Origin of the sequence: Actinomadura sp. WMMB 499, assembly GCF_008824145.1 — a bacterium.
Lineage (GTDB): Bacteria > Actinomycetota > Actinomycetes > Streptosporangiales > Streptosporangiaceae > Spirillospora.
Genome location: NZ_CP044407.1, coordinates 715,887 through 738,566, shown reverse-complemented (window position 1 = coordinate 738,566; position 22,680 = coordinate 715,887). Strand labels below are relative to the sequence as shown.

Here is a 22,680-nt window from a genome sequence, read left to right as displayed (position 1 = left end):
GGAGCATACTTGCGTTCATTTGGGGAAAGCCAGAGGCAAAGCCGGTTGAGGACAGCCGCGACCCGCCATGTGCACGGAACGCGATGAAGTGATCACGTTAGACCGTTCCGAATCGCGTTCTGCGAGGTCGGGGTTGCCGTCTCCGGATATTCGCATTCCGCACTCGAGTGATCCCGGAAAGTGACACCGTGTGGACGTGGTTGCCGTATCACGCCCGCTGGAAAGGCGCGCCCGCCCGGAAAGGCGTGCCCGTCCGGAAAAGCGTCAGAGCCCGAGTTCGCCGGCCAGCGCCCGCAGCCCCGGAACCGGATCCGCGTCGTCCTCGGTCAGCAGCTGGACGGCCACGTGATCGGCGCCCGCGTCATGGTGGGCCTCCAGCGCCGCCGCGACCGCCGCCGTGCCGCCGTGCGGCACCAGGGCGTCGATGAGCGCGTCGGAGCCGCCGCCGGCGAAGTCCTCGTCCGTCCAGCCCAGCCGCTCCAGGTTCGCGACGTAGTTCCGCAGCCGCAGGTACATGTCGGCGGCCGCCCGGCCGAGCGCGCGGGCCCGCTCCGGGTCGGCATCCAGGACGACCTTCTGCTCGGGCGCGAGCAGCCGCGCCTCGCCCATTTCGGCCCGTGCCTTGCGGGAGTGATCGGGCGTGACCAGGTACGGGTGCGCGCCCGCCGTCCGCTCGGCGGCCACCCGCAGCACCTTCGGCCCGAGCGCCGCCAGCACCCGGCCGTCCTCCGGGACGTCCGCGGCGTCCAGCCGGTCCAGGTAGTCGCCGATCATCTCGTACGGGGCCCGGTACTCCCGCGTCGCCTCCCGGTGCCCGACCCCGACGCCGAGCACGAACCGCTCGCCGTGGGCGTCCCGCAGCCTCCGGTAGGACGCGGCGGCCTCCTCGGCGGGCGTCGCCCACATGTTCACGATGCCGGTCGCGACCGTGATGTGCTCCGTCGCCGCGAGCAGCCCGTCGACCACCTCCGGGTCGTCCGGCGAACCGCCGACCCAGATCGCGCCGTAGCCGAGCGCCTCCACCTCGCGCGCCAGCTCCGGGGTGAGCCGCGGCCACGGCCGCCAGATTCCGTACCTGCCGATATCGATCTTCGTCATGCTCGCTCCAACATCGCCCCTGGCCGGATGATGCCCCGCACCGCGCGCCGACGCACATCCGCGCGCGTTCCGGCGTGCGCGTCCGGTGTTTCTCGGACATCCCCACGGGCAGGCCCTCAAGGATCGCGACGACCGGCCCGGGAACCGGGACGGGCCGGGCGAGGGGGAGGTTTTCGACAATGAACGCGGGCTGGTACGGAGCCGGGGGAATGGACCCCTTCGAGGAGATGCTCGCCCGGTTCTTCGGAGCACGGGCGCACCGCCGTCCGACGGAACGGGTCAGCATCGCCCGGCTGATGAGCGAACCCGCGCGCGAGCTGGTGCGCGACGCCGCCGCGCAGGCCGCGCAGTGGGGCAGCCTCGACCTGGACACCGACCATCTGCTGTGGGCGGCCACCCGCCAGCAGGGCACCCGGCACTGGCTGGTGCGCGCCGGGGCCGACCCGGACAAGATCAAGGACGAGATCGAGGGGACCGCCCGGCGCGGCGATCCGCGCGACGTCCCGCCGCAGCTGACGCCGTCCGCCAAGCGGGCCCTGCTGGACTCCCACCAGATCTCGCGGGCGCTCGGCTCGTCCTACATCGGGCCGGAGCACCTGCTGTTCGCGCTCGCCCTGGACCGCGACTCGCACGCGGGCCGCATCCTGGACGCCGAGCACGTGACGCCCGACGCGCTGCAGAACGCGGCGGCGGGCGGCGGGCACGGCCAGCAGCCCCCGGGCGGGGGCGGGCCCCCGCAGCCGACCGGCACCCCGACCCTGGACGAGTACGGCCGCGACCTGACCGAGTTCGCCCGCGAGGGCCGCATCGACCCGGTGATCGGCCGCTCCGAGGAGATCGAGCAGACCGTCGAGGTGCTGTCGCGGCGCACCAAGAACAACCCGGTGCTGATCGGCGACCCCGGCGTCGGCAAGACCGCCATCGCGGAGGGCCTCGCGCAGCGCATCGTGGACGACGACGTGCCCGACACGCTGCGCGGCAAGCGGCTGGTCCAGCTCGACCTCGGCGGCGTCGTCGCCGGCACCCGCTACCGCGGCGACTTCGAGGAACGGCTGAAGAAGGTCATGGACGAGATCCGCGAGCACTCCGACGAGCTCGTGATCTTCATCGACGAGATCCACACCGTCGTGGGCGCGGGCGGCGCGGAGGGCGCGATGGACGCCGCGAACCTGCTCAAGCCCGCCCTGGCCCGCGGCGAGCTGCACGTCGTCGGCGCCACGACCATCGACGAGTACCGCCGCAACATCGAGAAGGACGCGGCCCTCGAGCGCCGCTTCCAGCCGATCATGATCGCGGAGCCGTCCGCCGACGACAGCATCGAGATCCTGCGCGGCCTCAGCGACCGCTACGAGGCGCACCACCAGGTGCGGTTCACCGACGAGGCGCTCGTCGCGGCGGTCGACCTGTCCAGCCGCTACCTCACCGACCGGTTCCTGCCCGACAAGGCGATCGACATGATCGACCAGGCGGGCGCGCGGGTCCGGCTGCGCTCCCACACGATGGACGGGGGCCGCCGCGAGCTCGAGGACCGCCTCGAACGGCGCCGCCGCGAGAAGGACCAGGCCGTCTTCGACGAGGACTACGAGAAGGCCTCCCAGCTTCGCGACGAGATCGCGAACCTGGAGAGCGACATCGCCGCCGTGCGCACCGGCAACGGCCACGAGACCGTCCCGGAGGTCACCGCCGAGGACATCGCCGAGGTGATCTCCCGCATCTCCGGCGTGCCGGTCACCCAGCTCACCCAGGACGAGCGCGAGCGGCTGTCGAGCCTCGAGGAGCACCTGCACGAGCACGTCATCGGGCAGGAGGACGCGGTCGCCGCCGTCGCGCGCGCCGTCCGCCGGTCCCGCGCGGGGATGAGCGACCCCGACCGTCCGATCGGCGGGTTCCTGTTCCTCGGCCCCACCGGCGTCGGCAAGACCGAGCTGGCCAAGGCGCTCGCCGAGGCCCTGTTCGGCAGCCGCGACCGGATGATCCGCTTCGACATGAGCGAGTTCCAGGAACGGCACACCGTCAGCCGCCTGATGGGGGCGCCGCCCGGCTACGTCGGGTACGAGGAGGCCGGGCAGCTGACCGAGTCCGTCCGCCGGCAGCCCTACTCGGTGATCCTCCTCGACGAGATCGAGAAGGCGCACCAGGACGTCTTCAACGTCCTGCTCCAGCTCCTGGACGACGGCCGCCTCACCGACGCGCAGGGACGCACCGTCGACTTCCGCAACACCGTCGTGATCATGACCAGCAACCTCGGCTCCGAGCTGATCACCGGCACGGTCGAGATCGGGTTCGGCACGGTCGGCGGCGACGGCGAGGGGTCGGCCCTCAGCGACCGCATCATGCGCCGCCTGCGGGAGGCGTTCCGGCCCGAGTTCCTCAACCGGATCGACGAGATCATCGTCTTCCACCGGCTCGAGCCCGCCCAGCTCCGCCAGATCACCGACCTGCTCCTGGACGAGACGCGCCGCCGCCTGCGCGCGCAGGACGTCACCGTCTCGTTCGGCGCCGAGGCGGTCGACTGGCTCGCCGAGCGCGGCTACCAGCCCGAGTTCGGCGCCCGGCCGCTGCGCCGCACGATCCAGCGGGAGATCGACGACCGGCTCTCCGACCTCCTGCTGTCGGGCGACCTCGCCCCCGGCCGGCACGTCGAGGTCACCGCGACGTCCGACGGGCCCGCGTTCGAGATCACCACGCCCGAACCGGCGTCCGCCCCGTAAGTCCCGGCCGCGGCGGGGCGGGGAGGCGCCCGTCCCGCCGCGGCGTCCCGTCCCGCCGCCGGGATCAGACGCGGTAGAGCCTCGCCGCGGTCTCCCCGAGCACCTTGCGGCGCGTCTCGGGCCGCAGCGCCGTCATCCGCTCCTCGACCGCCGTGAGCGGGTCCGGGTAGAGGCAGGTGGGGTGCGGGAAGTCGGTCTCGAACATGACGTTGTCCTCGCCGACGCGGTCGATCATGTACTGGAGGTCGCCGCCGTTCTCCTCGAACCAGAACGTCGCGTACCAGTGGTCCTTGAAGTACTCGGACGGCTTGCGGGACAGTTCGGCGGCCTGCTGCGGCGCGTTCTCCAGGATCTCGTAGTCGGCGGTCTCCATCATGAACGGGATCCAGCCCATTCCGCTCTCCACCGAGACCATCTTCAGCCCCGGATGGCGGTCGAAGATCCCGGCGTAGATGCTGTTGATCACGACCCGGGCGTTGTTCAGGAACAGCATCCCCCCGCCGACGGCGGGCTTGAGGTTCTGGTGCAGGGACGGCCAGAAGTACTTCCCGTAGAAGTTGAGGGACGTGAGGCTCGCCCCGATGTGGAAGTGCACGGGCAGGTGGAGGTCCGCGCAGACCTCCCACAGCGCGTCCCAGTCGCGGTGGGCGAGGTCCGGGGCGCCGGTCTCCTGCGGGTCCGAGGTCATGTTCACGCCCCGGAAGCCCGCCGCCGCCGCGCGCTTCGCCTCCCGGACGCACTCGTCGACGCTCCACGCGGGCATGATCGCCATCGGCAGCAGCCGCTCGCCCGACACGTCCTGCAGTTCGGCCAGGTAGTCGTTGAAGATCTCGACGGTCAGCCGCCGCAGCACCGGGTCCTGGACGTTGTTGGAGATGCCCTGCCCGCCGATGCCCAGGGCGTTCGGGTAGAGCACCTGCGCGTGGAAGCCGTTCTGGTCCATGTACTCCAGGCGGGCCTCGTGGTCCCAGGCGGCGCGGTGCACCCAGTCGATGCCGTTGTTCTTGCTCTCCTCGAAGGGGAACTTGTCGCCGTCCCGGTTGACCACGCCGCCGCCGCGGGCGGGGCCGATCTTCCTGCCGTCCTCCACGACCCAGAAGGGCTGCCCGTCGACGTCCACGACGCGGGGGAGACGTTCCTCGTACCCCTTCGGCGCGCGCGTCGTGAAGATGTCATGACGTTCGGTGAGATGCGTGTCCGCGTCGATGACCCGCACCTCGTCGGCCAGCTTCACCATCTGCCCTCATTTCTCCGCGTTCGCCCCGGTCCCGGCCGGGCCGCGTTTCCTGGAATCTATGCCGCCTCCGTCGCGAAAGCAAGCATTCACTAAGTTAGTCCTGGACGGTCGCTCAGCGGGTCTGCGGGAAGCCCAGATCGATCGCGGACGAGGCGGGATCGGGCCACCGGGCGGTGACGACCTTCGACCTGGTGTAGAAGTCGACGCCCTCGGGGCCGTACATGTGCCGGTCGCCGAACAGGCTGGCCTTCCAGCCGCCGAAGCTGTAGTAGCCGACCGGCGTCGGGACGGGCACGTTGACCCCGACCATCCCGGCGTCCACTTCGAACTCGAAGCGCCGCGCCGCCCCGCCGTCACGGGTGAAGATCGCCGTGCCGTTGCCGTACCGGTTCTCGTTGATCAGCCGCAGGCCCTCCTCGTAGCCGCCGATCCGCGTGACGGCCAGCACCGGGCCGAAGATCTCCTCGTCGTAGCAGCGCATGCCGGGCCGGACGCCGTCGATCAGACTCGGCCCGAGGAAGAAGCCGCCCGCCGGGACGTCCTCGCGCCCGTCCACCAGCACGGTGGCGCCCTCGGCGGACGCGTCCGCCAGATGACCGGCCACCCGGTCGCGGTGCTCGGCCGTGATGAGCGGGCCCATCTCGCTCTCGTGCTCGGCGGCCGGGCCCATCCGGATCCGCGGGATCCGCGCGCGGATCCGGGCGATGAGGTCGTCGGCCACCGACTCGTACACCAGCAGCACGCTGATCGCCATGCACCGCTCGCCGGCCGAGCCGTAGGCGGCGCCGACCGCGGCGTCGGCGGCCACGTCGAGGTCGGCGTCGGGCATCACCAGCATGTGGTTCTTCGCCCCGCCGAGCGCCTGGACCCGCTTGCCGTTGCGCGTGCCGGTCTCGTGGACGTGCTCGGCGACCGCCGTGGACCCGACGAAGCTCACCGCGGCCACGTCCGGGTGCTCGAGGAGCCGGTCGACGGCCCCGGCGTCGCCGTTGACGACGTTGAAGCAGCCGTCCGGCAGCCCGGCCTCCCGCAGCAGCTCCGCCAGGAACATCGGGGCCGACGGATCGCGCTCGCTGGGCTTCAGGACGAAGGTGTTCCCGCACGCCAGCGCGTTGGCGATCATCCACAGCGGGACCATCGCCGGGAAGTTGAACGGGGTGACGCCCGCGACGACGCCGAGCGGCTGCCGGACGCTGTGCACGTCGAGGCCGGGGGCGGCCTGCTCGCTGTACCCGCCCTTCAGCAGGTGCGGGACGCCGCACGCGAACTCGACGTTCTCCAGGCCGCGGGCCACCTCGCCGAGCGCGTCCGTCAGCACCTTGCCGTGCTCGGCCGACACCAGGAAGGCCAGGTCCTCGCGGTTCGCCGCGAGGACCTCGCGGAACCGGAACATCACCTCGGCCCGCGCCGAGAGGCTCGTCGCGCGCCAGTCGGGGAAGGCCGCCCGCGCGACGTCGACCGCGTGGTCGACCTCGGCCGCGGAGGCGAGATCCACCGACGCCTGCCGCTCGCCGGTCGCGGGGTTCCAGACGGGGCCGGAGCGGCCGGAGGTCCCGGGCACGGACTTTCCGCCGACCCAGTGCGCAATCCGCCTCATTGTCAGGTCTCGCCTTCGTCTCGGTCCGGGTCGGGCTCGGGCACGCCACCGACATTACGACTCTCGAACCTAAATGAGCAAGCATTCACTCGCTAAGCGGGTTGGAGCGGCCATGCCCCCGGAGCCGGAGTCCGTGCGAGTTGTTCGGGGCGGTCCGAGTGGGTCTCCCGTGGGATCGGCGCGTGAGAGGTCCGTGCGGGAGGCGACGGACTCGGGTGCGGCGCTCGACTGAGGGGTGTGTCTCGGCGTTGCGGAGTGAGTGATTACTGTCTAAGCTTCGATGGAGAGTGGGGTGTGTGATGCCGATCACCTCCCCGCGGAGCGAGGCGCGCACTCATCCTCGATCCACGGCCGCGCGCCTCGGCCGATGAGGAGGACGATCGTGGACAGGGAAGCCCTGGAGCGCGAGATCGCACGCCGGTTGCTGGACCACATCGGGAGCCGGACCACCGACCTCGCCGACGACGTGATGGAACTGCCGACGGACGTCTACTCGGACGCGCACCAGGAGGAGGAGCTCGAGGTCCTGTTCCGCGACCGGCCGCTCGTCCTGTGCCTGTCCGGCGCGCTCCCGGGACCGGGGACGTTCCGCACCGTCGACCTGTGCGGGACGCCCCTGCTGCTGACCCGGGATGCCGGCGGCCGCGTCCGCGCCCTCGCCAACGCCTGCCGCCACCGGGGCGTGCGGGTCGCCGACGGGGCGGGGGAGGCGCGCAAGTTCACCTGCCCGTTCCACGCGTGGACCTACGAGCTGTCCGGACGGCTCGTCCGCGTCCCCGTCGACGACGCCTTCGCGGGGATGTGCAAGGAGAGCAAGGGCCTGGTGGAACTGCCGGTCGCCGAGGGGCGCGGCCTCATCGTCGGACGCCTCCGGCCGGGGCCCGCCGTCGACATCGACGACTACCTCGGCCCCGGGCTCGCCGACGAACTCGGCATGCTCGACTTCGCGGACTGGGCGCCGCACGGCGAACCGCACGTCCACCGCGTCGGCGCCAACTGGAAGGTCACGCTCGACACCTTCCGGGAGAACTACCACTTCAACTACCTGCACCGGCGGACGCTCGCCTCGTACGCGCACGGCGGCGTGCTCACCTTCGACGCCTTCGGGCCCCACCTGCGCAACTGCTCGGCGCTCCGGTCGATCGACGAGCTGCTCGGCCGCCCGGAGGACGAGTGGGGCGACGTCACCCGGCACTTCAGCTACCAGTACCAGCTGTTCCCCAACACCAGCCTGACCTTCGACAGCCGCCACATCGAGTTGTGGCAGATCCTGCCGGTCGACGCCCGCACGTCGGAGGTCGTGCACACCGCCTACCTGCGTCCCGGTCTCAGCGCGGAGGAGCAGGCGAAGGTCACGGAGATGGCGCCGTGGATCTGCGACACGGTGGTGGACGGCGAGGACTTCTGGGTCGCCGGGCGGACCGAGCCGGGCGTCCGCACGGGACTGCTCGGCACCGTGGTGTTCGGGCGGAACGAACCGGCGCCCCAGCACCTGCACCGGGGGTTCGCCGACGCGCTCGCGGCGGCCCGCGAACACGGCCCCGCCCGGTGACCGACCCGGAAGGGGGCAGCCGGTGTCGGATCAGTCGGTGTCGAATCAGTCGGTGTCGGATCAGTTGGTGTCGATCCACACGGACTTGACGTGCAGGTACTCGTCTAGCGAGTGCGGGCCCATCTCCCGGCCGTAGCCGCTTTCCTTGTAGCCGCCGAAGGGCACGGCCGGGTCGAACAGCAGGGCGGTGTTGACCCACACGGTCCCGGCGCGCATCTCGCCCGCGAGCCGGTGCGCCTTGCCCACGTCCCGCGTCCAGATGCCGCCCGCGAGGCCGAAGGACGTGTCGTTCGACCGGGCCGCGACCTCCTCGGGGGAGTCGAACGGCAGCACGGACGCCACGGGGCCGAAGATCTCCTCGCGCGCGACCCGCATGTCGTCCCGGACGTCCGCGAGCACGGTGGGCGCGACGAAGAACCCCTTGGCCAGCTCGCCGTCCTCGACGCGCCGGCCGCCCGCGGCGACGCGGGCGCCCTCCGCGCGTCCGGTCTCGAGGTAGCCGGTGACGCGGCGCAGCTGCTCGGCCGACACCAGCGGCCCGATCCTGGTCTCCGGGTCCAGCCCCGCGCCGACCTTCAGCCCGTTCGCGAACTCGGCCGCGCCCTCGACGAACTCGTCGTAGATCGGCCGCTCGACGTAGACGCGGGTCCCGGCGCAGCAGATCTGCCCCGAGTTCGAGAACACGCTCATCGCCGCGCCGGGGATCGCGCGGGACAGGTCGGCGTCGGCGAACACGACGTCGGGCGACTTGCCGCCGAGTTCGAGAGACAGCCGCTTGAGGTTCCCGGCGGACGCCCGCACGATGCGGCGCCCGGTCTCGGTGGAGCCGGTGAAGGCCACCTTGTCGACGTCGCGGTGCTCGGCGAGGGCCGCGCCCGCCCCGGCGCCGCCCGTCACGACGTTGACGACGCCGTCCGGCAGCCCGAGCTCGGTGAGCAGCTCGCCGAGCCGGACGGCGACGAGGCTCGCCTCCTCGGCGGGTTTGAGCACCATCGTGCAGCCGGTGGCGAGCACGGGCGCGATCTTCCAGATCGCGTTGCTGATCGGCCGGTTCCACGGGACGATCGCGGCGACCACCCCGACCGGCTCGCGGACCGTGTAGCTCAGGACCGAGCCCGGGACGGAGTTCGGGATCGTCTCGCCGTGGATCTTGGTGGCCCACCCGGCGAAGTAGCGCAGTACCTCCGCCTCCCAGGCGGGTGCGGGGCGGGAGCGGCGCCGCCCGATCGGCGAGCCCATGTCGAGGACCTCCAGGAGCCGGAGTTCCTCGTAGTGCTCCTGGACGGCGTCCGCGAACCGCCACAGCACATCCTGCCGGTCGCGCGGCTTCAGCCGCCGCCACGGGCCCTCGAACGCCGCGCGTGCGGCGGCGACGGCGCGGTCGGCGTCCGCCGGCCCCGCCTCGGCCAGCTCGGCGATCACCTCGCCGGTGGACGGGTCGACGCTCGGGAAGGTCGCGCCGGACGCCGCGGCGGTCCACCGGCCGCCGATCAGCAGGTTCTTGGGCGGGCCGTCGAGGAAGGGCAGGGCCGGAGCGGCCGGGCCGCGGCCGGGCGGCGCGGAAGGCGACATGGGGACCTCCATGCCCCGAACTGTAGACAGACCGCCCGATAAATAAAAGAGCGTTCACTCTTTTGTTGGCGGTCCAGAGTCTAGAAAGTGACCGCTCACCTTGTTACATTGCTGTGCGGGTGCCCAGGGCGGTGGCCCGTGCGGGGCCCGCCCGACCAGGCAGGGGAGAGCATGGACGAGACCACGCAGATGTCGGGCGCGGGAGGATCCGGCCCGCTGCCCGACGAATGGTGCACGCGGCGCTTCGACCACCTGTCGCCCGACCTCGCCGACACCATGCCGGAGACGATGGCGCGCATGCGCGAGCTGTGCCCCGTCGCCCGCAGCGAGGAGCACGGCGGCTTCTGGGTGGCGACGCGCTACGAGGACGTCCTCGACGTCGCCCAGGACTGGGCGGTCTACAGCTCCGCGCACGGGCTGGGCGTGTCCCCGGCGCCGACCGTCATCCGCAACCTCCCGGTGCAGGCCGACCCGCCCGAGCAGCGGATCTACAAGCGCCTCATCAACCCCTTCTTCACGCCCGCCGCCGTCGCGCCGTGGGAGGCGCCGACCCGCGACCTGGTGACCCGGCTCATCGACGCCTTCGTCGAGGACGGCGCTTGCGAGTTCATGGACGCGTTCGCCCGTCCGCTGCCCAGCCTGGCGTTCTTCGAGCTCGCGCTGAACGCGCCGCCCGAGGACCTGGACGAGGTCGCCCGCCTCGCCTCCAAGTCGTCCGTCCCCGACGACCCCGAGGCGCGCGACTGCTGGCTCGGCCTGTACGCGTGGATCAAGGAGTTCGTCGCCCGGCGGCGCGCGGAGCCGCCGCGCGGCGACGTCGTGGACGCCGTGCTCGCCGCGGAGATCGACGGCCGCCCGATCACCGAGGACGAGATCATCGGGACCGTGCAGTTGCTGATCCTCGGCGGCCTGGAGACCACCGCGGGCGCGCTCGGGCTGATGGTCGCCCGGTTCTGCGCCGAGCCGGAGATCCCCGCGCTGCTGCGCCGCAGCCCCGAGCTGATCCCGGCGGCCGTGCAGGAGCTGCTGCGGCTCGAGCCGCCGTTCGTCTCCGTCGGGCGCACGGTGATGCGCGACACCGAGCTCGGCGGCCGTCCGCTCAAGCGGGGCGACAAGATCCTCGTGCACTGGGCGTCGGCCAACCGGGACGGCGCCGAGTTCACCGACCCCGACGCCTTCGACCCCGGCCGGGAACGCAACCGGCACCTCAGCTTCGGCGCGGGCCCGCACCGCTGCGCCGGATCCAACCTCGCCCGGCTCAACCTGCGTGTCGCGCTGGAGGAGCTGCTGCGCAGGCTGGACGACCTGGAGCTGCGGCCCGGCGCGGAGCTGCACTACCACCGCGGCATGACCCGCTCTCCGCTCGACCTGCCGATCACGTTCCGGCCCGGCCCGCGCCTCGGCCCCGCCCCGACCTGATCCCCCCGCAGCCCCGAACCCCAGCAACCCTCGCCGCCCCCGCAACCGCTCCATCAGGGAGGTCGCAGATGGCCGACCGGACGCTCCTGACGAACGCACGCGTGCTCACCTGCTCCGGCGCACCGGACGAGCGGCCCGCCGCCGCCGACGTCCTGATCGAGGGCGACCGGATCGCCGCGGTCGCGCCGGGCGGCCTGGACGCCGACCCCGCCGCCGTGCGGACCGTCGATCTGGCCGGGGCGACCGTCCTGCCCGGCCTCGGCGACGCGCACGTGCACACGAGCTGGCCGCTGGACTTCGTGTTCGACCACGCCGGCATCGCCGCGACCCCGCCCGGACGCCACATGCTCGACGTCGCCGCCGTCGTGCGGACGTTCCTGGAGAGCGGCTACACGTGCATCATCGGCGCCGGCGTCACCCAGCCGCAGGACGACCTGCTCGCCAAGGACGCGATCGACCGGGGGCTCATCCCCGGGCCCCGGATCGTCCCCAGCGGCCCCATGGTCGCGGAGGTCGGCGGGCTCGGCGCGGACGGCGAGCTGATGGAGGTCGCCGGGAACGCCGCCGAGCTGCGCGACATCGTCGCCCGCCAGTGCGACATGGGCGCGCGGGCGCTCAAACTGTTCATCTCCGGCGACGGCGTCGTCCCCGAGCACCCGTCCGAGGACGTGTACATGAACGACGAGATGCTGGAGGCCGCCGTCGCGGAGGCCGACCGGCACGGCGCGTTCATCACGGTCCACGCGCGCGGCTCGGCGAGCGTCGCGATGGCGGCGCGCACCGGCGTCCGGATCGTCCACCACGCGTGCTTCCTGGACGGCGCGGCCGTCAAGGCGCTCGAGGCGCGGCGCGGCGACGTCTGGGTGTGCCCCGGGCTCCACTACCTGTACGCGATGGTGAACGGGCACGCCGAACCGTGGGGGATGACGCCCGAGCGGATCGAGGCGTCCGGCTACCCGCTGGAACTGCGGTCCCAGATCGAGGGCATGGCGATGCTGCGGGCGGCGGGCGTCCCGATCCTGTCGGGCGGCGACTTCGGCCACCAGTGGACCCGCCACGGCACCTACGCCGCCGAGCTGCAGCGCTACGTCGAGCTGGCGGGCATGACGCCGGTCGAGGCGATCTGCACCGCCACCCGCAACATGGGCCCGGCCGCGCGGCTCGACATCGGGCAGGTCCGCGCCGGGTACCTCGCCGACCTGCTGGTCGTCGACGGGGACCCGGCCACGGACGTGACGGTCCTGCAGCGCCCCGAGCTGCGGCGGGCCGTCATGAAGGGCGGCGAGTTCGCCTACGTCAACCCGGGGGTCCTTTCTTGACGGCCGCGACGCTGTCCGGGGTCGACGCGCTGGTGCGCCTGCTCGTCCTCCGCCGCGAACTGGACGAGCGGGACGGACTGGACACCGCCACGATGGTGTCCGGCTATCCGGGTTCCCCGCTCGGGGGCTTCGACCTGAGCATGGACCGCATGGCGGACGTCCTCGCCGCGCACCGCGTCGTCCACCGGCCCGGCCTCAACGAGGAGCTCGCCGCCGCGACCGTCTGGGGCAGCCAGATGGGCGCGGTCATCGACTACGACGGCGTCGACGGCGTCGCGGGCGCCTGGTACGGGAAGGGGCCGGGCCTCGACCGCTGCGGGGACGCCCTGAAGCACGCGAACGCGATGGGCGCGGGCCCCAACGGCGGCGTCGTCATGTTCTGCGGCGACGACCCCGCCGCCAAGTCGTCCACCCTGGCCTGCGACAGCCACCTCGCCTTCGAGGACGCGTGCGTGCCCGTGCTGGTCCCCGGCGACCAGCAGGACGTGCTCGACCTCGGCGTGCACGCGTTCCGGCTCTCCCGGTACTCGGGGGCGTGGGCCGGGATGAAGATCGTCACGGCGGTCGCCGACGGCGTCGGCACCGTGGACCTCGACCCGGCCCGGCACGCGCCGCGCGACCCCGTGGACGTCGTCATCGACGGGCGGCCGTGGCGGCACGAGCCGCTCGCCACGATCGGCCCGCACGCCGTGCCGGGGCAGGAGGCGCTGGTGGTGGAGCACCGGCTCCACGCCGCGCGGGCGTACGCCCGGCACAACGGGCTCGACCGCGCCGTCGGCGCGCCGCCCGGGGCGCGCCTCGGGGTGGTGTGCGCGGGCAAGACCTACTTCGACGTCCTCCAGGCGTTCGCCGATCTCGGGATCGGCGCGGACGGCGTCGAGGGCGGCAGCAAGGGCGGCATCGAGGACGGCCTCGCGGGCGCGGGCGTGCGGATCCTGAAGCTCGCGATGACGTTCCCGCTGGTCGAGGAGACGGTCGCGGAGTTCGCCGCGTCCGTCGACGAGCTGGTGGTGATCGAGGAGAAGCGCCCGTTCGTGGAGACCCGGCTGCGCGCCGTCCTGCACGAGACGGGGGCGCCCGTCCGGGTGCTCGGCAAGCGCGACGGCGCCGGGCGGACGCTCGTCCCGTCGTCCGGCGAGCTCGACGCGGGCGCGGTCGCGTCCGTCCTCACCCGCCTCCTGCCCGGACTCGGTGCGCGCGAGCAGGGGAACGGTCGACGGCGGACGCTCCCGCTCGTACAGCCGCCGTCCCGCGCGCCGGGCTACTGCAGCGGCTGCCCGCACAACCGCTCGACGGTCGTCCCGGACGGCGCGCTGGTCGGCGGGGGCGTCGGCTGCCACGGGATCATGTACTTCGAGGCGCGCAACCGGGACCTGCGCAGCCTCCCGCCGACCCCGATGGGCGCCGAGGGGGTCCCGTGGACGGGCCTCGCGCCGTTCGTCGCGGAACCGCACGTCATCCAGAACATCGGCGACGGCACGCTCAGCCACTCCGGCACCCTCGCCGTCCGCGCGAGCGTCGCCGCGGGCGTCGACATCACGTTCAAGATCCTCTACAACGCGGCCGTCGCGATGACCGGCGGGCAGGACGTCACGGGCCTGATGGACGTGCCCGCGATGACGCGGGCGCTGCACGCCGAGGGCGTCCGGAAGATCGTGGTGTGCGCCGAGGACCCGAAGCGCTACGGGCGCCGCGCGCGCTGGGCCCCCGGCGTCGAGGTGCACGGCCGCGACCGGCTGCCGGAGGTGCAGGAGGAGTTGCGGCACGTCCCCGGCGTGACCGTCATCGTCTACGACCAGCGCTGCGCGGCGGAGGCGCGGCGGCTGCGCAAGCGCGGGCTGCTGCCCGAGCCGCCGCGCCGCGTCGTCATCAACGAGGCCGTCTGCGAGGGCTGCGGCGACTGCGGAGCCAAGAGCAACTGCCTGTCGGTGCTGCCCCGCGAGACCGAGTTCGGCGAGAAGCGGCAGATCCACGACCCGTCCTGCAACCGCGACTACACCTGCCTCGAAGGCGACTGCCCGTCGTTCGTGACGATCACGCCGCGGCGCCGGGGCCGCCGCCGCGCGGCCGCGCGCGAGGCCCGCCGGGGTGCCGGGCGCCCGGCCCTCCCGCCGGGATCGCCGCCGGATCCGCGCGTCCCCGAGGTGGACCGGCGGTACGGCGTCTACTTCACGGGCATCGGCGGCACCGGCGTCATCACCGCGAACCGCGTCATCGCGTCCGCCGCCGAGAGCGCGGGCCTGCGGATCAGCGGGATGGACCAGACCGGCCTCTCCCAGAAGGCCGGCGCGGTCGTGTCGCACCTGCACCTGGCGGAGGACGGGACGGCGCCCGGTTCGGCGGCCGTCACCGCGGGCGGCGCCGACCTGTACCTGTCCGGCGACATCCTCCAGGCCGCCGCCGCGCACCATCTCGCGAAGATCAGGCCCGGCCGCACGATCGCCGTCGTCGACCGGCGCGTCACCCCCACGGCCGCGATGCTGCAGAGCGACGCCGCGCCGCCCGGGACCGCCGACCTGGAACGGGCGATCGCGGAGCGGGCCGGTCCCGGCCGCGCCGCGTTCGTCGACGCCGGGCGCATCGCCGAGGCCGTCTTCGCCGACCATCTCCTCGCGAACATCGTCCTGCTCGGCGCGGCGTACCAGCTCGGCGGCCTGCCGCTGCCCCGGGCCGGGCTCGAGGCGGCCCTGGCGGGGGAGGCGAACCGCGAGGCGTTCGGGTGGGGCCGCTGGGCGGCGCACGACCCCGCCGCCGTCGAGGCGGCGCTGGCCGGCGCGGAGCGCGGCCGGGGGACGAGCGGCGTGTTCGAGCCGACGCCCGCGGCCGCCGCGGCGGCCGCCCGGCTGCACGCGGGCCGCAGCCTGCCCGCCGCGCTGCACGACCTCCTCGTCCGGCGCACGGCACAGGTCGTCGACTACCAGAGCGCCGCCCTCGCCCGGCGGTTCCTCGACCTGGTCGAGCGCGCCGCGGCGCGGGACGGCGCCGGCCACGGCTGGGAGCTGACCCGGACCGTCGCCGAGTCCTGGTTCAAGCTCCTCACCTACAAGGACGAGTACGAGGTGGCCCGGCTCCACCTCCGGGCCGACTACGACCGGATCGCCCGCGACCTCGGCATCGAGGGGCGGTACGCGGTGACGTACCACTTGCATCCGCCCGTCCTCCGCAGCCTGGGCCTGAACCGGAAGCTGCCGATGGGACGGCCGTACGCGGCGGCGTTCCGTGTACTGCGCGGCATGCGGCGGCTGCGGGGAACTCCGTTCGACGTCTTCGCCCTGCATCGCGACAGGCGCACCGAACGCGCGGTCATCGGGGAGTACGAGCGGCTGATCGACGCCGCCGTCGGCGTTCCGGGGCCCGCCGCGGACTACGCGGCCCTGGTGCGGCTCGCCGCCTCGCCCATGTCGATCAAGGGCTACGGCCCGATCAAGGAGGCGGCCGTCGCCGCCTGGCGCGCGGAGGTCGCGGCCGTGCCGCGTGCCGAACCGGCCGCGGCGGAGCCGCGGACATGATCAAGCGGATGCGCTTCGCCGCCCGGCCGCCGGACGTCCCCCGCGACGCCTTCCGGGACGCCTGGCCCGGCGCGGTGGCCGCCGCGCTCGACGCGCCGCCCGGCGCGCGGCCGTCCCGCCTCGCGGTGTGCACGCCCGTCCCGCTCGCCGCCCCGGACGCGCCGTACGACGCGGTCGGCATCGAGTGGTTCGCCGACGCCGGTCACCTCCGCCGGTTCGAGGAGTGGCTCGGAACGTCCGGCGGCCGCGAGCGGCTCCGGCCGCTCGACGGGCTCGCCGAGTCCGCCGCGAGCCCGGTGATCGTCGCGGACGAGTCGCCGCTGCGCGGCGCGGACTGGCTCGACCGGAGGTGGGCGGCCGGCGGCGCGCGGTTCAAGCACATGGCCCTCGCCGTGCGCGCCGCGCACCTCACCCCGGCGGAGTTCGCCGAGCGCTGGCGCGCCCACGCGGGACGGGTCCGGACGGCGGGGTCGTCCGCGGCGACGGCCGTCCCGGACGCCGTGCGGGGGTGCGCGTACGTCCAGAACCATCCGCGCCCCCGGACGCCGGACTCCCCGGACGGGGAGGGCGAGTGGGCCTACGACGCCGTGAACGAGGTGTACTTCGACGACCTCGCGGGCCTCCGGGCGCGCGTCGAGTGGTTCCGCGCCACCGGCGCCGGACGCGGCGGCGACGACCTGTTCGGCCGCTCGTGGTTCCTCGCGGTCCGGGAGGAGGTCATCGGGCCGACCCGAGAGCCGACGCGGAGATCCCGATGCTCCGCGGCTCCAGGAAGCTCCGCAGCCCCTCCGGGCCCAGCTCGCGGCCCAGGCCCGACTCCTTGAACCCGCCGAACGGCACCTTGGGGAACGGTGCGGCGCACCCGTTGATCGAGACGCTCCCCGTGCGGACGCGGCGCGCCACCCGCAGCGCCCGCCGCGCGTCCCCGCTCCACACCCCGCCCGCGAGCCCGTACGGCGAGTCGTTGGCGACGCGGACGGCGTCGTCGTCACCGTCGTGGGGGATGAGGCACAGCACCGGCCCGAAGATCTCCTCGCGGGCGACCCGCATCGCGTTGTCGACGTCCGCGAGGATCGTCGGCTCCACGTACCAGCCCCTCGGCAGGTGGGCGGGCCGCCCGCCCCCCGCCGCGATCCGCGCCCCCGCCTCGACGGCCAGCGCGATGTAGCCCTCGACGCGGTCGCGCTGGCGCTCGGCGACGAGCGGGCCGACCAGGGTGGCGGGATCGTGCGGGTCGCCGACCGGCACGGCCCGCGCGGCCTCCGCCGCCGCCTCCACGGCCTCGGCGTACCGGGACCGCGGCACCAGCACCCGCGTGTGGGCGCCGCACACCTGCCCCGACAGGTGCATGGCCCCGCCGACGATCGCCGGCAGGACGCTTCCCACGTCGGCGTCGTCGAGGACGACCGCCGCGGACTTCCCGCCGAGTTCCAGCGACACCCGCGTGACCCGCTCGCCGCACAGGCTCATGATCCGCTTGCCCGCCGCCGTCGATCCGGTGAACGCGACCTTGCCGGTGGCCGGGTGCGTGACCAGGTGCTCGCCCGCCGCCCGGTCTCCCGGCACCACGCCGACCACGCCCTCGGGGACGCCCGCCTCGGCGAGCGCCTCCGCCAGGACGAAGTTGCTGAGCGGCGCCTCGGGCGGCGGCTTGAGCACCACCGGGCAGCCCGCCGCCAGCGCCGGCGCGACCTTCCAGGCGGCCAGGGTGACGGGCGCGTTCCACGGGACGATCGCCGCGACGACGCCGACCGGCTCGTTCGTCACCAGGCCCGCCCGGTCCCCGGCGGTCACCTCGCGCTCGAACTCGAACCCCCGGATGAGGTCCGCGTAATGGTCGAACAGGGCGGCGACCAGCCCGGTCTGGGCCTTGGGCGCCTGCCCGATCGGGCAGCCGATCTCCTCGACGGTGATCTCGGCGATCTCCCGCTCGCGCTCGCGCAGCACGGCCGCCGCGCGGGCCAGCACGTCCGCCCGTCCGGCGGGGGGCGTGCGCGGCCACGGGCCGTCGCCGTCCGCGAACGCGGCGTGGGCGGCGTCCGCGGCCCAGTCGATGTCGGCGGCCGTCGCGGCCGGGACCTCGCCGACGACCTCCCCGGTCGAGGGCGACACGACGCCGAGCCGCTCGCCGCCCGCGGGCGCCGTCCACGCGCCGCCGACGAAGAACTCGCGCCGGTACATCAGCCGGTCGTCCACCATGCGGCCTCCCGCGTCGATCGGGGGCGTCACCGTAGCAGGATGAGTGAACGCCCGCTATGCTCTCCCTAAGTATGTGAGGGCTCACTTGTCAACGCAACACCGCACCCGAGCCGACCCACCCCCCGGCCGGGCCCTCCGGCCCTCCCGCCCGGCCTCCCGGCCCGACTCGACCGATCGGAGCGCAGATGGACCTGCTGTTGCGCGGCGCCACGCTGGTGGACGGCACCGGCGGCCCCGCACGTCCCGCCGACGTCGCCGTCGAGGGCGACCGCATCTCCGCCGTCCGCGAGCCCGGCGCCCTGCCGCCCGGCCCGGATACCACCGTCGTCGACCTGGACGGCCTGACGCTGGCGCCCGGCTTCATCGACGTCCACACCCACTACGACGCGCAGATCCTCTGGGACGGCGACCTCACCCCCTCGAGCTGGCACGGGGTGACGAGCGTCGTGATGGGCAACTGCGGGTTCGGCGTCGCGCCGACCCGCCCCGAGCACCGCGACGTCATCGTCCGCACGCTCGAGAACGTCGAGGGCATGTCCCTCGAGGCGCTCAACGAGGGCATCGACTGGTGCTTCGAGACGTTCACCGACTACCTCGCCGCCGTCGACGCCCGCCCCAAGCGGCTGAACGTCGGCGCGTTCATCGGGCACACGCCGCTGCGGCTGTTCGCGGTCGGCGGCGAGGAGCGGCCCGCGACCGCGGACGAGACCGAGACGATGCGCCGGACGGTGCGCGAGGCCGTGCGGGCCGGCGCCATGGGGTTCTCCACCTCGCGGCAGCCCGCGCACCAGGGCGCCTACGGCCGTCCGGTGCCGAGCCGGTTCGCCGAGAACGACGAGATCCACGCCCTCGCGTCCGTCCTCGGCGAGCTGGGCAAGGGCGTCGTGCAGGTGTCCATCGGCCCCGGTATGTTCGTCGACCAGTTCTCCGAGATCGCCGTCCGCTACGGCGTCCCCGTCACCTGGACCGCGCTCGTCGCCCGCGCCGACAAGCCCGGCGCCGCGCTGCGCACGGTCGAGCGCGGCGGCGCGCTGCCCGGCGAGGTCTACCCGCAGATCGCGTGCCGCCCGATCGTCATGCAGGTCACCCTGGCCGACCCGACCCCGCTCGGCGAGATCGACGAGTGGAAGGAGGCGCTGGCCCGGCCCCGGAGCGAGCGCCCGGACCTGTACCGCGACCCGTCCTGGCGCGACCGGGCCCGCCCGGCGACGCTGGAGGCGTGGAGCCACCGCTGGCGCAAGACCAGCGTCGAGGAGACCCGCGCCCACCCGGACGCCGCCGGGATCCCCCTCGACCGGCTCGCCGCCGACCGGGGCACCACGCCCTTCGACCTGATGCTCGACATCGCCCTGGACGACCTGGCCCTGGACGGCGGGACGACCACCCGCTTCCGGATCGTCCTGGAGAACGACGGCGACGACGAGATCGGCGACCTGCTCGCCGACGAGCGCACGCTGCTCGGCCTGTCGGACGCCGGGGCGCACGCCAGCCAGCTCTGCGACGCCTGCTACTCGACCCACCTGCTCGGGCACTGGGTGCGCGAGCGCGGGGCGATCACCCTCGAGCAGGCCGTCTGGCGGCTGACCGGTCACCCGCACACGGCGTTCCGCGTCGCCGACCGGGGACTCGTCCGGGAGGGCTTCCACGCCGACCTCGTCGCGTTCGACGCCGCCGCCGTCGGCACCACGCCGGTCGAGCGGGTGCACGACCAGCCGGGCGGCGCCGACCGGCTGATCGTGCGCAGCACCGGCATCGAGCATATGTGGGTCAACGGCGTGCCGACCCGGACCGGCGGCGAGGAGATCGAAGGCGCCCGCCCCGGCAGGCTGATCCGCGCCTGACGGCACGCACCGAAGAACACCCGACCCGCACCCGCGAGAAGAACGCCGACTTACGGAGAGCCGATGGAACACGACGGGACGGGCGGCCCGATCACCGACGACTGGGTCGAGCACCATTTCGACCACCTCGCGCCGGAGTTCGCCCACGACTTCCACCCCACGCTCGCGCGCGCCCGGTCCCGGTGCCCCGTCGCCCGCAGCGACCGGCACGGCGGGTTCTGGGTCGCGAGCAGGTACGAGGACGTGCTGAGCATCGCCCAGGACTGGCGGACGTTCAGCTCCGAACTCGGCATCACGGTGCCGCACGTCGCCTCGTCCGCGTCGATGAAGATCTTCCCGGTGACGATCGACCCGCCGCTGCAGCGGACCTTCAAGCGGCTGGTCAACGCCCACTTCACCCCCGCGAAGATCGCCCCGTGGGAGGGGCCCACCCGCGCGCTGGTGGACCGGCTCATCGACGGTTTCGTCGAGCGCGGCGAGGCGGAGTTCATGGACGACTTCGCCCGCCCGTTCCCCGGGCTCGCGTTCTTCGACCTGGCGCTGCACGCGCCCGCCGCCGACCTGGAGGAGGTCAACGAGTACGCGACCAAGGCGTCGCTGCCGCAGGCGCCCGACCGGATGGAGTGCATCCGCAGGCTCGCCGGGTGGATCGGCGAGTTCCTCGAGCGCCGCCGCGCGGAGGGGCCGCGCGGCGACGTGGTCGACGCGGTGCTGGGCGCCGAGATCGACGGCCGCCCGATCACGCACCAGGAGGCCGTCGGCACCGTCCAGCTCCTGGTGATGGGCGGCCTCGACACCACCGCCGGGGTGCTGGGCGCGGCGATGCTGCGGTTCTGCGAGCACCCCGAGATCCCCGCGCTGCTGCGCGAGCGTCCAGACCTGATCCCCGCCGCCGTCGAGGAGCTGCTGCGCCTGGACGGCTCGTTCGTCTGCATCGGCCGGACGGCGCGGCACGACGCGCTGATCGGCGGCCGCCGGATCAGGGAGGGCGAGCGGATCCTCATCTACTGGGCGTCCGCCAACCGCGACGAGGCCGAGTTCGCCGATCCGGACGCGTTCGACCTCGGCCGCCCGAGCAACCGCCACATCGCCTTCGGCGCGGGCCCGCACCGGTGCGTCGGCTCGAACCTCGCCCGGATGAACCTGCGCATCGCGCTGGAGGCGCTCGTCCGGCGCCTGGACGGCGTCCGGCTGCGGCCCGGCGCCGGCATCGGCTTCCACTCGACCTTCAACCGGGCGCCGCTCGCGGTCCCGATCACCTTCACCCCCGGGCCCCGCGCCGCTTCCTGAGGGAACGGCGACGCCCCCGCATCCGGCAGGAGGGATGCGGGGGCGTCGCCGTTCCCGGGGATCCGGGTCAGTCCCGCACCGGGGGCTCCAGGTTGTAGAGCTCGGTCGCGGTGTGCTGCAGCACCTTCCCGATCGTCTCCTCGGGCAGGCCGCCGAGCGAGCGCTCCATGACGTCCCGGGGGCTCGGCGACTCCGACGCCGGGCCGGGGGACAGGCTCGTGGCGTGCGGGAAGTCGGTCTCGAACATGAGGTTGTCCTCGAGCTGGTCGATCACCGCCCGCACCGACTTCTGCTCGAACCAGTACATCCCGTAGATCTGCCGCCGCATGTACTCGCTCGGCAGCATCCGCTCCGGGTACTCCTTGTGCGCACCGACGTTCAGCCACTGCCAGTCCATGCTCTCGCCGAGGAACGGCAGCCAGCCCGCGCCGTTCTCGACCGACACGAACTTCAGGTCCGGGTACCGGTGGCACACGCCGCTCAGCACCACCTCGGCGATGTTCTGCGCGTTGCCGAGCAGGACGAGCGCGCTCTCCTTGGTGAAGTCGAGCTTCTTGGACTGGTCGACGGCGCCCTTGAGTTCGTCGTCGGTCGCCAGGAAACCGACGTGGAAGTTCATGCTGAGGCCCATCTCCTGGGCCTGGCCCAGCACCGGCTCCCAGTAGTCGTCGATCAGCCGGGGGAACCCGGCCTTGTCGTAGCGGGCCGCGAACAGGACGCCCTTGTGGCCCATCTCGTGGGCGCGCTTCATCTCGGCGACGGACTCGTCGACGTCCCAGAAGGGCAGCATCGTCATGGGGACGAGCCGCCGGGAGTCCGCCGAACAGAACTCGGTGATCCAGTCGTTGTAGGCCCGGACGCACTCGGTCGCCAGCTCGCGCGGCATCTGGTTGAGGAAGCGGTGGCTGTGGAACCCGAGGATGTTCGGGTACATCACCTGGTAGTAAACGCCCACTTTGTCCATGTAGGCGAGGCGTTCCTTGGGGTCGACGGCGGCCGGCAGGGCGTCCGCGAGCCGCTTCGGGTGCGAGGGCGGCCACTCCGGCCAGCCCGCCTGCGCGAAGGCGCCCACCCCGTACAGCTTCTTGTCGCCGATGTACCAGTAGTCCTCCTGGCGCCGTTCGTGGAAGCGCACGTGCGGGACGAGGTCGCCCCACTTGGCGGAGACGCGCGACGTCCACAGGTCCGCCGGCTCGATGATGTGGGAGTCGACGTCGGCGACGGCGTACCGCTCGCACATGGCGGTCCCGGCTGTGTGCTGGTCGGGCATCGCGTGGAACCCTTCCGCTTAGCTAGAGAGTATTCACTTACTTAATCTAGGCGGGCGGCCGCTCCC

The 22,680-nt window shown here is 73.3% G+C and carries 14 protein-coding genes; 8 read left to right on the top strand and 6 right to left on the bottom strand.

The genetic code is table 11. From position 1 onward, the window contains the following. Nucleotides 1-264: 264 nt before the first annotated feature. Nucleotides 265-1,098 carry an LLM class F420-dependent oxidoreductase gene (locus tag F7P10_RS03215; RefSeq protein WP_151008007.1) on the bottom strand — a complete coding sequence of 278 codons (834 nt, stop codon included), beginning with the start codon at nucleotides 1,096-1,098 and terminating at the stop codon, nucleotides 265-267. 179 nt (nucleotides 1,099-1,277) lie between these two features. On the opposite strand from F7P10_RS03215, the gene F7P10_RS03210 reads away from it, so the two are divergent. Next, nucleotides 1,278-3,809, top strand: coding sequence for an ATP-dependent Clp protease ATP-binding subunit (locus tag F7P10_RS03210; protein ID WP_151008006.1), 2,532 nt, complete (start codon nucleotides 1,278-1,280; stop codon nucleotides 3,807-3,809). 64 nt (nucleotides 3,810-3,873) lie between these two features. Here the strand turns inward: F7P10_RS03210 and F7P10_RS03205 are convergent, their stop codons facing one another. Beyond that, a complete protein-coding gene (locus tag F7P10_RS03205) occupies nucleotides 3,874-5,046 on the bottom strand; it encodes an amidohydrolase family protein (RefSeq protein WP_151008005.1) in 1,173 nt (390 codons plus the stop codon). Nucleotides 5,047-5,158: 112 nt separating this feature from the next. Continuing rightward, nucleotides 5,159-6,643: a CoA-acylating methylmalonate-semialdehyde dehydrogenase gene (locus tag F7P10_RS03200; protein WP_151008004.1), complete on the bottom strand. Its 1,485-nt coding sequence runs from the start codon at nucleotides 6,641-6,643 to the stop codon at nucleotides 5,159-5,161. A 382-nt stretch (nucleotides 6,644-7,025) separates the two neighbouring features. On the opposite strand from F7P10_RS03200, the gene F7P10_RS03195 reads away from it, so the two are divergent. Continuing rightward, on the top strand, nucleotides 7,026-8,195 hold the full coding sequence (locus tag F7P10_RS03195) for an aromatic ring-hydroxylating dioxygenase subunit alpha (protein ID WP_151008003.1): 1,170 nt from the start codon (nucleotides 7,026-7,028) through the stop codon (nucleotides 8,193-8,195). A 60-nt stretch (nucleotides 8,196-8,255) separates the two neighbouring features. On the opposite strand, the gene F7P10_RS03190 is transcribed toward F7P10_RS03195, so the two are convergent. Further along, nucleotides 8,256-9,767: an aldehyde dehydrogenase gene (locus F7P10_RS03190; protein ID WP_151008002.1), complete on the bottom strand. Its 1,512-nt coding sequence runs from the start codon at nucleotides 9,765-9,767 to the stop codon at nucleotides 8,256-8,258. A gap of 171 nt (nucleotides 9,768-9,938) precedes the next feature. On the opposite strand from F7P10_RS03190, the gene F7P10_RS03185 reads away from it, so the two are divergent. The 4 genes from F7P10_RS03185 to F7P10_RS03170 all read left to right on the top strand — a co-directional run bounded on the left by F7P10_RS03185 (nucleotide 9,939) and on the right by F7P10_RS03170 (nucleotide 16,838). Next, on the top strand, nucleotides 9,939-11,186 hold the full coding sequence (locus F7P10_RS03185) for a cytochrome P450 (RefSeq protein ID WP_151008001.1): 1,248 nt from the start codon (nucleotides 9,939-9,941) through the stop codon (nucleotides 11,184-11,186). A gap of 68 nt (nucleotides 11,187-11,254) precedes the next feature. Beyond that, nucleotides 11,255-12,505, top strand: coding sequence for an amidohydrolase family protein (locus tag F7P10_RS03180; protein WP_151008000.1), 1,251 nt, complete (start codon nucleotides 11,255-11,257; stop codon nucleotides 12,503-12,505). Next, a complete protein-coding gene (locus F7P10_RS03175; RefSeq protein ID WP_151007999.1) occupies nucleotides 12,502-16,014 on the top strand; it encodes an indolepyruvate ferredoxin oxidoreductase family protein in 3,513 nt (1,170 codons plus the stop codon). Before F7P10_RS03180 ends, F7P10_RS03175 begins: the two co-directional genes overlap by 4 nt. Next, nucleotides 16,011-16,838, top strand: a complete 828-nt coding sequence (locus tag F7P10_RS03170; RefSeq protein ID WP_176611280.1) for an EthD domain-containing protein — start codon at nucleotides 16,011-16,013, stop codon at nucleotides 16,836-16,838. Before F7P10_RS03175 ends, F7P10_RS03170 begins: the two co-directional genes overlap by 4 nt. Here F7P10_RS03170 and F7P10_RS03165 read toward each other — a convergent pair. Then, complete coding sequence (locus tag F7P10_RS03165) at nucleotides 16,732-18,243, bottom strand: aldehyde dehydrogenase family protein (RefSeq protein WP_368077452.1); 1,512 nt, start codon at nucleotides 18,241-18,243, stop codon at nucleotides 16,732-16,734. The genes F7P10_RS03170 and F7P10_RS03165 overlap by 107 nt on opposite strands. Before the next feature lie 155 nt (nucleotides 18,244-18,398). Between F7P10_RS03165 and F7P10_RS03160 the strand changes: the two genes are divergently transcribed. Both F7P10_RS03160 and F7P10_RS03155 read left to right on the top strand, forming a co-directional pair. Next, nucleotides 18,399-20,054, top strand: a complete 1,656-nt coding sequence (locus F7P10_RS03160; RefSeq protein ID WP_151007998.1) for an amidohydrolase family protein — start codon at nucleotides 18,399-18,401, stop codon at nucleotides 20,052-20,054. 63 nt (nucleotides 20,055-20,117) lie between these two features. Further along, nucleotides 20,118-21,344 (top strand): cytochrome P450, encoded by a 1,227-nt coding sequence (locus F7P10_RS03155; protein ID WP_151007997.1) that lies wholly within the window; start codon nucleotides 20,118-20,120, stop codon nucleotides 21,342-21,344. A 67-nt stretch (nucleotides 21,345-21,411) separates the two neighbouring features. Here the strand turns inward: F7P10_RS03155 and F7P10_RS03150 are convergent, their stop codons facing one another. Next, a complete protein-coding gene (locus tag F7P10_RS03150) occupies nucleotides 21,412-22,614 on the bottom strand; it encodes an amidohydrolase family protein (protein ID WP_151007996.1) in 1,203 nt (400 codons plus the stop codon). Between the last annotated feature and the right edge of the window lie 66 nt (nucleotides 22,615-22,680).